Below are 14,468 nucleotides of genomic sequence, written 5' to 3'. Positions count from 1 at the left end.
CTCGTGCTGGTGCTCGTGCTGGTTCTGGTCTGCTGGGTCGTGTCCTGGAGAGGGCGGTCACCACGTGGTGGGGTACTCCACCGGCGGGACCGTGGACGGCTCCACCCGGTTGGTCTTGAGCACCTGCGTCATGACCTGCTGGAACACGGGGGCCGTCGCCTGGGACGTGTTCATCTTAACCGGATCGGCGATGGTGACCGTCACGACGTACTCCGGGTCCTCCGCGGGCGCGAGGCCGGCCAGCGAGACGGTGTAGCTCTTCGAGTAGCCGCCGTTGCCGTCCGGCTGCTGCGCCGTGCCGGTCTTGGTGGCGATGTTGTAGCCGTCGACGTGGATGTCGTTCGCCAGCCAGCCCTCGTTGTAGTGGGTCTGCAGCATGTCCACGACGTCCTTCGCGGCACCGGCGGAGACCACCGGGGTGCCGGTGGTGTCGGGCACGTCGATCACCGAGCCGTCGGGCATGGTGCAGCCCTCGACCAGCTGCGCGGGCAGGCGCACCCCGCCGTTGCCGAGGGTCTGGTAGATGCTCGCGACCTGGACCGCGGTCGCCGAGACGCCCTGCCCGAACATCGTCGTGTAGTTGGTCTGGTTGTCCCAGTCCTCGGAGTCGGCGAGGAGGCCGCCGGTCTCGCCGGGGAAGTCGACAGCGGTCGAGGCGCCGAGGCCGAACTTCTTCAGGTAGTCGTAGCGCTGCGACGCGGAGAGCTTGGAGCCCATCATCGCGATGCCGACGTTCGAGGAGTCCTTGAGGATCCCGGTCAGCGTGTAGTTCGTGGGCGTGTGCGCGAAGTCGTCGCTGAACGAGGCGCCGTCCTTCTCGAAGGTGTCGGGGACGACGACCTGGCTCGTCGGGCTCGCGAGGCCCTGGTCGATCAGCATCGCCGCCGTCATCGGCTTGAAGGTCGAGCCGGGCTCGAACGGGCTCTGGAAGGCGCGCGAGCCGCGGTCGGCCGGTGCGCTCGCCGAGACGTTGTTCGGGTCGACGGTCGGGGTCTCGGCGACGGTCAGGAGCTTGCCGGTCTTGACCTCCTGCACCACGACGATGCCGTAGCTGCCGCCGACCTCGGCGACCCGCTGCGCGAGCACCTGCTGCGAGTAGTACTGCAGGTCGGCGTCGATGGTCAGCTCGAGCGTCCCGCCGTCGACCGCGGGGGTCTCCGCCACGGTGCTGCCGGGGATGCGGACGTAGTCGGCGCTGCGCTCGTAGCTCTCGGAGCCGTTGGCCCCGGCGAGGCAGGCGTTCTCGGCGTACTCCATGCCCTCCTGGGCGGCGCCGTCGCCGCCCACGTAGCCGACCAGGTTGCCGGCGACCGCGCCGTTCGGGTAGGTCCGGCCCTGCTGCGTCTCGAAGTAGGTCCACGGGATGTCGAGGGCGACGAGCTTCTGGTACGCCTCGAGGTCGAGGCCCTCGGAGAGGATCAGGTAGTTCGCCTTCGGGTCCTTCGCGACCGCGTCGCTCACGGCCGTGACGATCTGCGGGACCGTCTGCCCGGTGATGGCGCCGATCTCGGAGGCGGCCTGCTCGACGCTGACCATCACCTCCTGGCCGTCGGGCATCTCGCGCAGGAACTCCGCGACGTTCTTCGGCGAGGTCGTCAGCCGGTACCGGGTCGTGGCGTCGGCGAGCACCGTGCCGGAGCGGTCGACGATCGAGCCGCGGGTGCCGTAGGTGATGACGCTGTTCGACTGGTTCTGCGCCGCCTCGTCGGTCAGCTCGTTGGCGCGGACGACCTGGATGTCGACCAGCTTGCCGATGAACAGTCCGACGACGGCGGCGATGACGAGGAAGGTGACGGCGGTGCGTCGCCTGCTCGAACGGTGATGTCTCACGGCGCTAGGGGCCCTTCGGTGCGTGGTCGGAGCGGCTCAGTGCGTGCTCGGGCGGAGTCAGTGCGTGATCGGGGCGGGCAGCTCGCCCTGCAGAGGTGCGACCGCCGTGGCGGAGCCGGGTGCGGCGGCGGCGGCCGGCGGTGCGATCAGCGCGTTCGGCACGGCGGAGGCGGTCGCGGCGGTGCCGACCTCGCTCGCGGCGGCGGTGGCGGGATCGCCCAGCACGGCACCGTCGGAGAGGCGGAGGTAGACGGGCGCGGTGTTCGCGACCATGCCCAGGCCCTGCGCGGCGGTCGCGAGGTTCTGCGGCGAGCTGAGGGTGTCGACCGTGTCCTGCTTCTCCGCGTTGCCGCGGGTGAGCGTCTTCTGCTCGCCCTGCAGCGTCGCGATCTGGTAGGCGCCCTCGGAGAGGCCGACGCTGACCAGGAGCTGGATCACGATGATCGCGAACAGCCCCGCGACGGCGACGATCCCGTAGACGAGCTTCGGCCGGGCCTGGCGCGCCGGAGCGGGGACCGCCTCGATGCGGGGTCGCTGGGCCGGCTCGGCGGGCTGCGCCGGTCGTGCGGTGCTGCGGTCGATGACGGGGTCGATGACGGCGGTCGCGCTCATGCGGTGCTCCTGATCCTCTCGGCCGCGCGCAGTCGCACGGGTGTTGCTCGGGGGTTGGCGGCCTTCTCGTCGTCCGAGGCGAGCTCTGCGCCGCGGATGACGAGCCGGAACTCGGGTCGGTGCTCGGGCAGCTCCATCGGCAGGCCGACCGGCGCCGTGGAGGAGGAGGCGGCCTGCAGGGCGCGCTTGACGATGCGGTCCTCGAGCGACTGGTACGCCTCGACGACGAGGCGCCCGCCGACGGCGATGCGGCCGAGTGCGGCGGGGATCGCCCGCTCGAGCACGGAGAGCTCCTGGTTGACCTCGATGCGCAGTGCCTGGAAGACGCGCTTGGCCGGGTGCCCGTTGCGCTGGATCGCGACCGGGGTCGCCGCCTGGATGATCTCGACGAGCCGGCCGGAGCGCACGATCGGCGCCGACGCGCGGGCCTCGACGATCTTCTTGGCGTAGCGCGCCGCGAGCCGCTCCTCGCCGTACTCGTGGAAGATCCGCCGGAGCGCGACCTCGTCGTAGTCCGCGAGGATGCTCGCCGCGGTGAGCGGCGCCGACGCGTCCATCCGCATGTCCAGCGGAGCGTCCTTGGAGTAGGAGAAGCCGCGCTCGGTCTCGTCGAGCTGCAGCGAGGAGACGCCGAGGTCGAACAGTGCGCCGTCGATCGTGTCGATGCCGAGCTCGTCGAGGACGTCGGGCAGCTCGTCGTAGACGGCGTGCACGAGGTCGATCCGCGCGGAGTGCGCGGCGAGCCGGGCGCCCGCCAGCTCGAGGGCCTCCCGGTCGCGGTCGAGGCCGACGAGGTGGAGGCGCGGGAAGCGCTCCAGCAGCGCGAGCGAGTGGCCGCCCATGCCGAGCGTCGCGTCGACGAGCACGGCGCCGTCGCGCTCGAGCGCCGGAGCGAGCAGCTCGACGCAGCGCTCGAGGAGCACGGGCAGGTGCCGCTCCTCGGTCGGGCGCACGTCGGCGCGGGGTGCGTCGGCGCTGCTCGCGTCGTCCGCGCTCACGTCGGCGCGGTGCGCAGGGGTGCTCTCGGTGCTCTCTGTCATGGCGGTCCCGCCGTCCTGTTCCTGCCGTCCGATCCCCATCCAGCTCACGACCGGACACCGGGGAAGGTGCGTCCGGGCGCCGAGTGGCTGGGAGTCGCGCGGCAGGAGCTAGAACAGTCCGGGGATCACCTCCTCCTCGGTGTCGGAGAACACGGACTCCTGCTCGGTGAGGTAGCTGTCCCAGGCGTCCTGGGCCCAGATCTCGGCGCGATTGCCCGCACCGATGACGGTGAGGTCGCGGTCGAGACCGGCGTAGGCGCGCAGCGGCGCCGGGAGGGTGATGCGGTTCTGCTTGTCCGGCGTCTCGGCGCTGGCGCCGGAGAGGAACACGCGGAGGAAGTCGCGGGCCTGCTTGCTGGTGACCGGCGCCTGGCGGATCTTCTCGTGCATCGCCTCGAACTCGCGCTGGCTGAAGACGTAGAGGCACCGCTCCTGGCCGCGCGTGACGACGACTCCGGAGGAGAGCTCGTCGCGGAACTTGGCGGGAAGGATGACGCGGCCCTTCTCGTCGAGCTTGGGGGAATGAGTGCCGAGGAACAACGGACTGCCCCCACTTCTCTCCGGCCAAGGTTGGTGTGGGCCCCACAGTACTCCACTTCCCCCCACCCACAACCCTCCGAACCGTCACGGCGCGCCGGGACGGTCCCGTCGATCCGCGTCGTTCTGCGGATCCAGCACGGTGGAGCGCAGTGGAGGGGAATCGCACTCCCGGGGAGCGTCCGGGCATGAAAAAAGGGCCGATCCGTGAGGATCGACCCTGTGGGTGGTGCGGGGTGGAGGACCCGCGCCGTGGAGCGCTAGGAGCGGCCGTCGCCGCGGTTGTCCCACCGGTCGTTCAGACGGTCCATGAAGTTGGACCCCTGGCGTCCGCTCGCGGAGCGCGGCTTCGAGGGCCGGCCCGCCTCGGGGATTCCGGAGGTGGTGGAGCCGCCGGGCGCGGGGCGCATCGCGACGACCACGCCGGCCAGCATCAGCGCGAAGCCGGCGACGCCCACGAGGGGCTGACGGACGATCACACCGGCGACGAGGACTCCCAGGCCGACGATGGCGAGGAGGATGCCGAGCACGAGCGCGCGGTAGTTGGTGCCGCCCCGGCCCTTGCTGACCGCCGCGACGAAGTCGGCGTCGTTCTGATAGAGATTGCGCTCCATCTCGTCGAGGAGCCGTTGCTCGTGTTCCGAAAGCGGCATCGGGACCCCTTCAGGGTGTGGCGTCGACCCGGCGGGGACGGCACCGAGGGTGGGCGGGCGGTCTGCTCGACCGGGCTGGTGGCGCTTCAGTGTAGACCGCGGCCCGCCGAGGCGCCAGGCGCCATCGGTGCATAGGCTGGTCGGGTGAACCACAGCACTCGTCTGGTCGATCGCGTCCAGTTCCGAATCGATGAATTCCTCACCGGGCGCACGCCAATTCTGCGCTCCATCGGAGAGGACGTCTCCGCCCTCGGCGACCTTTCGCGGGACTTTCTCAGCGGGGGCAAGCGCTTCCGGGCGCGCTTCTGCGAGGCGGGCTGGACGGCGGTCTCCGCTGTCCCGAGCGACGCTCACCGGAGCGCCTCGGATCCGGTCGCGCGGGTCGGCGCGAGCCTGGAGCTGTTCCACGCCGCGGCACTGGTCCACGACGACGTGATCGACAACTCCGACACCCGCCGGGGCGCCCCCTCGGCGCACCGCCGCTTCGCGTCGCTGCACGCGGGCGGCGGCTGGTCGGGCGACGCGGACGAGTTCGGCCGCTCCTCCGCGATCCTCCTCGGCGATCTGCTGCTGGTCTGGTCCGACGAGATCTTCGCGGACGCCGAGTGGGCGCTCGAGGACCGCACCGCCGCGGCGCGGGCCCGGGCGGAGTTCAACCTGATGCGCACGGAGGTGACCCTGGGCCAGTACCTCGACATCCTCGAGGAGAGCGCCTGGGTGCAGCACCCCGAGCACGAGCACCTCGAGCGCTCGGAGCGCGTGGTCGTCTTCAAGAGCGCGAAGTACAGCATCGAGGCACCGCTGACCATCGGCGGCTCGCTCGGCGGCGGCGACGACGCCCAGATCGACGCCCTGCGCCGCTTCGGCCTTCCTCTCGGCATCGCCTTCCAGCTGCGCGACGACGTGCTCGGCGTGTTCGGCGATCCGGCCGTGACCGGGAAGCCGGCCGGCGACGACCTCCGCGAGGGCAAGCGGACCGTGCTGCTCGGCCTCGCCCGCGCAGCCGCCTCGGCGGGCGAGCGCGACGAGCTCGACGCCGTGGTCGGCCGTGCGGACGCGAGCGCCGACGACATCGCCCGCGCTCAGGAGATCGTGGCGGGCTCCGGGGCGCTCGATCGGCTCGAGGAGCGGATCGCCCGCGACGTCGAGGCCGCGCTGGCCGTGCTGCCGGACGCGCCCCTGCGCGAGGAGGGCCTCGCGGAACTCCGCGAGCTCGCCGACCGGGTCACCGCCCGGACGGCGTAGAGCGGATCAGCCCGGGACCGGCGCGCTGGTGCCGGCTCGGCTCAGGCGAGCGCCTGGGCGACGCGGCGGACCTCGGCCTTGCGGCCGGCGAGCAGCGCCTGCACGGGGCTGGTGCCGAGGCTGTCCTCGTCCGCGAGCAGCCAGTCGATCGCCTCGTCGTCCGAGAAGCCCTGGTCCGACAGCAGGATCGCCGTGCCGCGGATCTCGCTGAGCGGCTCGCCGTCGCGGAGGAAGACGGAGGGGACGACGAGCTTGCCGTCACGGCGAGTGCCGAGCAGGTGGCGCTCCTCCAGGAGGCGGCGCACCCGGCTGACGCCGAGACCGGTGAGCTCGACCAGATCGGGCACGGTCAGCCATTCGATCTCGGGAGCGGACGGGGAGGCGGAGGCAGCGGACGAGTCGGTCACCCGTCAAGAGTGCCACGAGCCGCCTCCGCGTTGCACGCCGGTTGTCCGGAGGGTCTTGCCTAGACTCGTCGCGTGACCACCAGCCAGCTCGACCCTCTCCTCGGCCGTCTCGTCGACGGCCGGTACGAGGTGCGCTCCCGCATCGCGCGGGGCGGCATGGCCACCGTCTACCTGGCGCACGACCAGCGCCTCGAGCGCCGGGTCGCCATCAAGGTGATGCACGGACACCTCTCCGACGACGCGACGTTCAAGAACCGCTTCGTCCAGGAGGCGCGCTCCGCCGCCCGCCTGGCCCACCCGAACGTGGTCAGCGTCTTCGACCAGGGCCAGGACTCCGACATGGCCTATCTGGTGATGGAGTACCTGCCCGGCATCACCCTGCGCGACCTGCTCAAGGAGCGCGGACGGCTCACGGCCCAGCAGGTCGTCGACATCATGCACTCGGTGCTGTCCGGCCTCGCGGCCGCGCACCGGGCGGGGATCCTGCACCGCGACCTCAAGCCCGAGAACGTGCTGCTGGCCGACGACGGCCGGATCAAGATCGGCGACTTCGGCCTCGCCCGCGCCGCGAGCGCGAACACCGCCTCCGGCCAGGCGCTGCTCGGCACCATCGCGTACCTCTCCCCCGAGCTGGTCACCCGCGGCACCGCCGACACCCGCAGCGACATCTACGCCATCGGCATCATGATCTACGAGATGCTCACCGGCGAGCAGCCCTTCACGGGCGAGCAGCCGATGCAGATCGCCTACCAGCACGCGAACGACTCGGTCCCCTACCCCAGCGCGAAGGTGCCCTCGGTGCCGACCTCGCTCGACGAGCTCGTGCTCTGGGCGACGGAGCGCGACCCGGACATGCGTCCGCGCGACGCCGGCGTGATGCTGGCGCAGCTGCTCGAGGCCGAGCGCCTGATGGGCATCACGCCGACCGACCGCCGCGGCGCGGACACCCAGGCCGTCACCCCCCTTCCGGTGGCGGAGCCCGCCACCGCGCTGCTGTTCGACGAGGCGGTGACCGGGCACACCTCCGTGATCGAGGGCTCGCCGGCGGAGCTCGAGCAGCGCGACGACGACGACGCGGTCGCTCGGCTCGCGACCAAGCGCCGCACGCGGCGCCGCCGCGGCGTGCTGCTGACGGTGATCGTGCTGCTGCTCGCCCTCATCGGCGGCGGGACCGCGTGGTGGTACGGCGAGGGCCCGGGCGCGATCGTGAACGTGCCGGACGTGGTGAGCCGCTCGCAGGACGACGCGACGGCCGCGCTGGTGAGCCAGGGCTTCGAGGTGTCGCCGCAGCAGGCGAACGACCTGACCGTGCCGGCCGGGACCGTGCTCAGCACCGATCCGCCAGGCGGCCAGGGGCTGCACAAGGGCGAGGTCGTGACGCTGGTCGTCTCCAGCGGCCCGCGGCAGATCGAGGTGCCTGCACTGGCCGGTGTCTCCGAGGAGGAGGCGACGGCCGCGATCCAGGCCGCGCCGTTCACCGTGGGCGAGGTGACGCGGATCTTCGACGCCGACGTCCCCGCGGGCGTCGTCGTCTCGGCGTCGCTGCCCGACGGCGGCGAGCTGCCCGCGACGATGTCCGAGACGAGCACGATCGCGATGACGGTCAGCCTCGGGGCGATCCCCAACGTCGTCGGTCTCACCGTCGACGAGGCGACCGCCGCGGCGAAGGACGCCGGGCTCGCCCTCGACCGCGAGCGCGAAGACTGGAGCGACACGGTCGCCGCCGGCGTCGTCCTCACCCAGATCAACCCGGAGGCGCCCGCAACCACCGGCGACACCGTCTCCGTCGTCGTCTCCAAGGGCCCGCAGCCTGTCGCCGTCCCCAACGTCGTCGGGATGACCCGCGACCAGGCGAAGGCCGCGCTCAGCTCCGTCGACCTGAAGTGGAGCTACGGCCTGACGACCCCGCTGATCGACCAGGTGCCGGACGAGGTGACGAAGGTGACCAACCAGTCCGACAAGGAGGGCGCCCTCGTGCAGCGCGGCACCACGGTCCAGCTCTCGATCACGATCACGATCTGACCGCGGAGCACTGCGGCCGAGCGCGGCACGCCGCGTCGGCATGCCGCGTCGGCACGCCGCGTCGGCATGCCGCGTCGGCATGCCGCGTCGGCATGCTGCGTCGGCATGCTGCGTCGGCATGCTGCGTCGGCATGCTGCGTCGGCATGCTGGTCGAGTAGCCCCGCAGGGGCGTATCGAGACCCACCCACCTGACAACGGTGGATCTCGATACGCCCGCTCCGCGGGCTACTCGATCAGCATGGAGGACCCGCCGCGCCGACTACTCGCTCAGCGAAGACTGCCGCGGGCACACGACCAGCGGCGGAAACATGCTGGTCGAGTAGCCCCGCGGGGGCGTATCGAGACCCACCCATCTGACGACGGTGGATCTCGATACACCCGCTCCGCGGGCTACTCGATCAGCATGGAGGGGCCCGCTCCGCGGGCTCCTCGATCAGCATGAACCGCCTCCGGCACACGACCGGCAGCAGAAACATGCTGGTCGAGTAGCCCCGCAGGGGCGTATCGAGACCCAGCCTCCAGACAACGGTGGATCTCGATACGCCCGCTCCGCGGGCTACTCGATCAGCATGGGAGCGCCCGCTCAGCGGCCTCCTCGATCAGCAGGACGGGCCCGCCCAGCGGGCTCCTCGATCGGCAGGGAGGGCCCGCTGGCGGGCAGCGGGCGGCTCAGCGCTCGCGCAGCTCCTCGGCGACGAGGAAGGCCAGCTCGAGGGACTGCATGTGGTTGAGGCGGGGGTCGCAGACCGACTCGTAGCGCGTCGCGAGGGTCGCCTCGTCGATGTGCTCCGAGCCGCCGAGGCACTCGGTGACGTCGTCGCCGGTGAGCTCGACGTGGATGCCGCCCGGGTGCGTGCCCGCGGCGCGGTGCGCCTCGAAGAAGCCCTTGACCTCGTCGACCACGTCGTCGAAGCGACGGGTCTTGTAGCCGGTGGGCGTCGTCAGGCCGTTGCCGTGCATCGGGTCGGTGACCCAGAGCGGCAGCGCGTCGCTCGCCTTGACCGCCTCGAGCAGCGGCGGCAGGGCGTCGCGGATCCTGCCGGCGCCCATCCGCGTGATGAAGGTGAGGCGGCCGGGCTCGCGGTCCGGGTCGAGCTTGTCGATCAGCTCGAGCATCGTCTCGGGCGTCGTCGACGGGCCGAGCTTGACGCCGATCGGGTTGCGGACGCGCGAGAGGAAGTCGACGTGCGCGCCGTCGAGCTCGCGGGTGCGCTCGCCGATCCAGATGAAGTGGCTGGAGGTGTTGTACGGCGTGCCGGTGCGCGAGTCGATCCGCGTCATCGGGCGCTCGTAGTCCATCAGCAGGCCCTCGTGGCCGGTGTAGAACTCCGTGCGCTTCATGCCCTCGAAGTCCGCGCCGCAGGCCACCATGAACTTCACCGCGCGGTCGATCTCGCGGGCGAGCTGCTCGTAGCGCTGGTTCTGCGGGTTCTCGGTGAAGCCCTTGTTCCAGTAGTGCACGAGGCGCAGGTCGGCGAAGCCGCCCTGGGTGAAGGCGCGGATGAGGTTCAGCGTCGAGGCGGCCGTGTGGTAGCCCTGCACGATGCGGCGCGGGTCGGCGGTCCGCGACTCCGGAGTGAAGTCGTAGCCGTTGACGATGTCGCCGCGGTAGGCGGGCAGCGTCACGTCGCCGCGGGTCTCGAGGTCGCTCGAGCGGGGCTTGGCGAACTGGCCCGCCATGCGGCCCATCTTGATGACGGGCATGCTCGCGCCGTAGGTCAGGACGACGGCCATCTGCAGCACGGTCTTCACGCGGTTGCGGATCTGGTCCGCGGTCGCGCCGGTGAAGGTCTCGGCGCAGTCGCCGCCCTGCAGCAGGAAGGCCTCGCCGCGGGCCGCGGCGCCGAGGCGCTCGCGCAGCTGGTCGACCTCGCCGGCGAAGACGAGCGGGGGCAGCGCGGCGACCTCGGCGGACGCGGCGGCGACGGCGGCGGCGTCCGGCCAGTTCGGCTGCTGCTTGACCTCGAGCTCACGCCAGTAGTCCAGGCCGGCGACCACGGAGGGGGCGGCGAGGACGTACGGTTCGTTCGGATCGATGACCACGAGGGTTCCTGGTTCTGACGGGCGCGCGGCGCGCGCAGTGATCGCCGCCCGGTCGGACGGCGACGGTTGACGAGCTTATCGGCTCGGCGGAGCGTTCTCCGGAGGTGCGCGCAGTCGGCCCACCGGACCCGGCGCTGTGCGGCCGGCTCGGCGCGGCGGGTTCAGCGCAGCAGGGCCGCGCGCTTCTCCTTGACCGAGGTCGCGTAGACATCGAGGTACTCCTGGCCGCTCAGAGCCAGCAGCTCGTACATGATCTCGTCGGTGATCGAGCGGAGGATGAAGCGGTCGCCCTCCATGCCCTCGAAGCGGCTGAAGTCCAGCGGCTCGCCGAAGACGATGCCGATGCGCCCGAGCTTGGGCAGCCGCTTGCCGATCGGCATGATGCGGGCGGTGTCGATCATCGCCACCGGGACGACGGGCACCCGCGCCTCGAGGACCATCCGCGCGACGCCGGTGCGGCCGCGGTACATCCGTCCGTCGGGGCTGCGGGTGCCCTCGGGATAGATGCCGAGCGCCTCACCGCCAGCCAGGACGCGGAGCCCCGTGTTCAGCGAGGCCTCGGACGCCTTGCCACCGGAGCGGTCGATCGGCAGCATGCCGGTGGCGGTGAAGAAGAGCTTCGTCGCCCAGCCCTTCAGGCCCTTGCCGGTGAAGTAGTCGCTCTTGGCGAGGAAGACCATGTTGCGCTCGATCACCAGCGGGAGGAACACCGAGTCGATGAAGGAGAGGTGGTTGCTCGCCAGGATGACGCCGCCGGTGGCCGGGACGCGGTCGGCGCCGACCACCCAGGGCCGGAAGATCGTCTTGAGCAGGGGCCCCGCGACGATGTGCTTCATGAACCAGTAGAACAAGGGGCGCTCCTCAGCGGTCCGCGACCGGGGTCACAGCGAGCTCGCGTGCAGGCGGGCGAGGTCGGCGGCGCCGACGACCCCCGCGTCGTTGACGAGCTCCGCGATGCGGAACTCGGGTTCGGGGTGGTACCCCCGGGCGGGCAGGTTGTCGAGGTAGGCCTGGCGGATCGGGTCGAGCAGCAGGTCGCCGGCCTGCGCCACTCCCCCGCCGATCACGAACATCTGCGGGTCGAGGACCGCGCTCAGGCTCGCCGCCGCCTCGCCGAGCCAGTGGCCGAGCTGGCGGAGGGCCGCGAGGGCGCCCAGGTCGCCGGCGCTGATCAGCTCGGCGATGACGCCGCCGTCGAGCTCGCCGCCGTTCCTCGCACGCGCGTCGGCGATGCCCTGGCCGATCCCGCCGGCGTCGGCGAGCTCGGCGGCGAAGCGCTGCAGTGCGCGGCCGGAGCCGTACTGCTCGATGCAGCCGCGAGCACCGCAGCCGCAGGGCAGGCCGCCGGGGACGACCCGCATGTGGCCGATCTCCGCCGCCGCGCCGAAGCCGCCGCGCAGGAGCCGGTCGTTGATGACGATCGCGCCGCCGACGCCGGTGCCGATCGTGAGCATCAGCATGTCGCTCACCAGTCGGCCGGCGCCGTAGCGGAACTCGGCCCAGCCGGCCGCGTTGGCGTCGTTCTCGATGATGATCGGCAGGTCGATCCGCGCCGAGAGCTTCTCGCGGAAGGGCTCGTTGCGCCAGTTGATGTTGGGGGCGTAGTAGACGATCGACTGCGAGGCGTCGATGAAGCCGGCCGCGGCGACGCCGACAGCGGAGACGTCGCCGGCGGGCAGGCCCTCGCGCAGGCGCGCCACCATCTCGACGACGACGTCGACGATGAGCTCGGGATGACCGGCGGGCGTCGGCTGGCGGTCCTCGCGGACGATGCCGCCGAACTCGTCGACCAGCGCTCCCGCGATCTTCGTGCCGCCGATGTCGATACCGATCGCGTGCACGCGAACCGCCTTCCGCTAGCCTCCGACGCCGCTGCGCCGCGGGTCCGCCCTGGAGCGGCGGCCACATCGAGTGTAGTGACCCGCCGAGAACCGACGTGCGGATCGTTATCCTGAGTGGATACACAGTCGGGATGCGCCGGTAGGCTGGACCCGACAATCATTCAGGTACCGAAGGAGTTGCCGTGGAGCAGTTCGATTCCCCCCTCGTGGTCGCGCCGGATCCGCAGGCCAACACGACGGCGCTGCTGCTCGACCGCGTGCGGGAGACGCCCGACCGGGCGCTCTTCGCCCTCCCCGAGGCCGGCGGCTGGCGCGACGTCACCGCCCGCGAGTTCCTCGACCAGGTGACCGCGCTCGCGAAGGGACTCGTCGCGGCGGGCATCGAGCCCGGCGACAAGGTCGGCCTGATCTGCAAGACCCGCTACGAGTGGACGCTGATCGACTTCGCCGTCTGGTTCGCGGGCGGCGTGCTCGTGCCGGTGTACGAGACCTCCTCTCCCGCGCAGGTGCAGTGGAACCTGTTCGACTCCGGAGCGCGGGCCGTCATCGTCGAGACGGCGGACCACTTCGCCCGCTTCGACGAGGTCCGCCCGGATCTCCCGGACGTCCGGCTCGCCTGGCAGATCGGCCTGGGCGACCTCGACAAGCTGGCCGCGCGCGGGGTGGACGTGCCGGACGCCGAGATCGAGCGCCGCCGCTCGATCGCCACCGGTGCGGACATCGCGACGATCATCTACACCTCCGGCTCGACCGGCCGCCCCAAGGGCTGCATCATCCGGCACTCCAACTTCGTCGAGCTGAGCCGCAACTCCGCGGTCGCGCTCACGGAGCTGATCCACCAGCCGGGCGCCTCGACGCTCCTCTTCATCACGACCGCGCACGTGTTCGCCCGCTTCATCGCGATCCTCTGCGTCCACGGCGGGGTCAAGGTCGGGCACCAGGCCGACACGAAGCAGCTGCTCCCCTCGCTCGGCTCCTTCAAGCCGACGTTCCTGCTGGCCGTGCCGCGGGTGTTCGAGAAGGTCTACAACTCGGCCGAGCAGAAGGCCGAGGCCGGCGGCAAGGGCAGGATCTTCCGGCGCGCGGCCGATGTCGCCGTCGCCCACTCGATCGCCGTCGAGGCCGGCTCGGTGCCGCTCGCGCTGAAGCTGCAGTTCCTGCTCTTCGACCGGCTCGTCTACTCGAAGCTGCGCACGGCGATGGGCGGCAACGTCCGCTTCGCGGTGTCCGGATCGGCGCCGCTCGGCGACCGGCTGGGCCACTTCTTCCACAGTCTCGGCATCAAGATCCTCGAGGGCTACGGGCTCACCGAGACGACGGCGCCCGCGACGGTCAACCGGACCGAGCGGTTCAAGATCGGCTCGGTCGGCCCGGCGATGCCCGGCTGCTCCATCCGGATCGCGGCGGACGGCGAGATCCAGGTGCGCGGGATCGACGTCTTCGGCGGCTACTGGAACGACGAGAAGGCGACGGCCGAGGCCTTCGACGGCGAGTGGTTCAAGACCGGCGACCTCGGCTCGCTCGACGAGGAGGGCTACCTCCGCGTCACCGGGCGCAAGAAGGAGATCATCGTCACCGCGGGCGGCAAGAACGTCGCGCCGGCCGCGCTCGAGGACCCGATCCGCGCGAACCCGCTCGTCGGCCAAGTCGTCGTCGTCGGCGACCAGCGCCCGTTCATCGCGGCGCTGGTGACCCTCGACCCCGAGATGCTGCCGACCTGGCTCGCGAACAACGGCCAGGACGCGAAGCTCTCGCTCGATCAGGCGGCGGTGAACCCGGCCGTCCTCGCGGAGGTGCAGCGCGCCGTCGACGCCGCGAACGCCCGCGTCTCGCGCGCCGAGTCGATCCGCAAGTTCGTGATCCTGCCCACCGAGTTCACCGAGGCGAGCGGACACCTCACCCCGAAGATGAGCATCAAGCGGAACGTCATCCTCGACGACTTCGCCGCGACCATCAGCAGCGTCTACAGCGCCGCCCCGGCCACCGAGGGCATCAGCCTCCGCTGACTGGTCCACGTCTGCACCACGGTGGATCTCGATACGCCCGGTCCGCGGCCTACTCGATCAGCATGGGCACACTCATGCTGGTCGAGTAGCCCCGCAGGGGCGTATCGAGACCCGCCCTCGCCAGCAGGGCGGCTCTGCAGATTCTTGTTCTGACGCGGGTGGATCTCGATACGCCCGCTCCGCGGCCTACTCGATCAGCATGCTGCGCAAGCCGGCCGAAGCGCGATGGCC

The 14,468-nt window shown here is 71.3% G+C and carries 12 protein-coding genes; 3 read left to right on the top strand and 9 right to left on the bottom strand.

From position 1 onward, the window contains the following. Positions 1 to 57: 57 nt before the first annotated feature. The 5 genes from MT355_RS13180 to MT355_RS13160 form a co-directional block, all read right to left on the bottom strand. Positions 58 to 1,830, bottom strand: coding sequence for a penicillin-binding protein 2 (locus MT355_RS13180; RefSeq protein ID WP_243599891.1), 1,773 nt, complete (start codon positions 1,828 to 1,830; stop codon positions 58 to 60). Between the two features lie 57 nt (positions 1,831 to 1,887). After that, the gene (locus MT355_RS13175; RefSeq protein ID WP_243599890.1) at positions 1,888 to 2,442 is read right to left on the bottom strand and encodes a hypothetical protein; all 555 of its coding nucleotides are present in this window, start codon (positions 2,440 to 2,442) and stop codon (positions 1,888 to 1,890) included. Beyond that, positions 2,439 to 3,482, bottom strand: a complete 1,044-nt coding sequence (gene rsmH, locus MT355_RS13170; protein WP_243599889.1) for a 16S rRNA (cytosine(1402)-N(4))-methyltransferase RsmH — start codon at positions 3,480 to 3,482, stop codon at positions 2,439 to 2,441. The genes MT355_RS13175 and rsmH overlap by 4 nt, the downstream gene beginning before the upstream one ends. Before the next feature lie 108 nt (positions 3,483 to 3,590). Continuing rightward, the gene (gene mraZ, locus MT355_RS13165; RefSeq protein WP_123446130.1) at positions 3,591 to 4,022 is read right to left on the bottom strand and encodes a division/cell wall cluster transcriptional repressor MraZ; all 432 of its coding nucleotides are present in this window, start codon (positions 4,020 to 4,022) and stop codon (positions 3,591 to 3,593) included. A 257-nt stretch (positions 4,023 to 4,279) separates the two neighbouring features. Next, the gene (locus tag MT355_RS13160; protein WP_123704544.1) at positions 4,280 to 4,672 is read right to left on the bottom strand and encodes a DUF3040 domain-containing protein; all 393 of its coding nucleotides are present in this window, start codon (positions 4,670 to 4,672) and stop codon (positions 4,280 to 4,282) included. A gap of 144 nt (positions 4,673 to 4,816) precedes the next feature. Between MT355_RS13160 and MT355_RS13155 the strand changes: the two genes are divergently transcribed. Beyond that, positions 4,817 to 5,917 (top strand): polyprenyl synthetase family protein, encoded by a 1,101-nt coding sequence (locus MT355_RS13155; RefSeq protein WP_243599888.1) that lies wholly within the window; start codon positions 4,817 to 4,819, stop codon positions 5,915 to 5,917. A gap of 41 nt (positions 5,918 to 5,958) precedes the next feature. Here the strand turns inward: MT355_RS13155 and MT355_RS13150 are convergent, their stop codons facing one another. After that, positions 5,959 to 6,324, bottom strand: coding sequence for an Rv2175c family DNA-binding protein (locus MT355_RS13150; protein ID WP_243599887.1), 366 nt, complete (start codon positions 6,322 to 6,324; stop codon positions 5,959 to 5,961). Positions 6,325 to 6,396: 72 nt separating this feature from the next. Between MT355_RS13150 and pknB the strand changes: the two genes are divergently transcribed. Next, positions 6,397 to 8,346, top strand: coding sequence for a Stk1 family PASTA domain-containing Ser/Thr kinase (gene pknB / locus MT355_RS13145; RefSeq protein ID WP_243599886.1), 1,950 nt, complete (start codon positions 6,397 to 6,399; stop codon positions 8,344 to 8,346). A 670-nt stretch (positions 8,347 to 9,016) separates the two neighbouring features. Here pknB and MT355_RS13140 read toward each other — a convergent pair. The 3 genes from MT355_RS13140 to MT355_RS13130 form a co-directional block, all read right to left on the bottom strand. After that, positions 9,017 to 10,345 carry a class II 3-deoxy-7-phosphoheptulonate synthase gene (locus MT355_RS13140; protein WP_243600274.1) on the bottom strand — a complete coding sequence of 443 codons (1,329 nt, stop codon included), beginning with the start codon at positions 10,343 to 10,345 and terminating at the stop codon, positions 9,017 to 9,019. Positions 10,346 to 10,551: 206 nt separating this feature from the next. Further along, positions 10,552 to 11,241 carry a 1-acyl-sn-glycerol-3-phosphate acyltransferase gene (locus MT355_RS13135; protein ID WP_123735898.1) on the bottom strand — a complete coding sequence of 230 codons (690 nt, stop codon included), beginning with the start codon at positions 11,239 to 11,241 and terminating at the stop codon, positions 10,552 to 10,554. A gap of 30 nt (positions 11,242 to 11,271) precedes the next feature. Next, entirely contained in the window at positions 11,272 to 12,231 is a 960-nt protein-coding gene (locus MT355_RS13130; RefSeq protein ID WP_123446125.1) for an ROK family glucokinase, read from the bottom strand. 182 nt (positions 12,232 to 12,413) lie between these two features. On the opposite strand from MT355_RS13130, the gene MT355_RS13125 reads away from it, so the two are divergent. Then, positions 12,414 to 14,237 (top strand): long-chain fatty acid--CoA ligase, encoded by a 1,824-nt coding sequence (locus tag MT355_RS13125; RefSeq protein ID WP_123735899.1) that lies wholly within the window; start codon positions 12,414 to 12,416, stop codon positions 14,235 to 14,237. Positions 14,238 to 14,468: the final 231 nt, after the last annotated feature.

Origin of the sequence: Rathayibacter sp. VKM Ac-2929 (assembly GCF_022815495.1) — a bacterium.
In the GTDB taxonomy this organism is placed as follows: Bacteria; Actinomycetota; Actinomycetes; order Actinomycetales; family Microbacteriaceae; genus Rathayibacter; species Rathayibacter festucae.
Note: the sequence above shows the minus strand (reverse complement) of the source record. Positions and strands in the feature narration are given on the sequence as shown.

Bases quoted from the DNA above. Each gene is read 5' to 3' on its own strand.
- MT355_RS13160 (WP_123704544.1), bottom strand. From the start codon at position 4,672: ATGCCGCTTTCGGAACACGAGCAACGGCTCCTCGACGAGATGGAGCGC.
- rsmH (WP_243599889.1), bottom strand. From the start codon at position 3,482: ATGACAGAGAGCACCGAGAGCACCCCTGCGCACCGCGCCGACGTGAGC.
- MT355_RS13175 (WP_243599890.1), bottom strand. From the start codon at position 2,442: ATGAGCGCGACCGCCGTCATCGACCCCGTCATCGACCGCAGCACCGCA.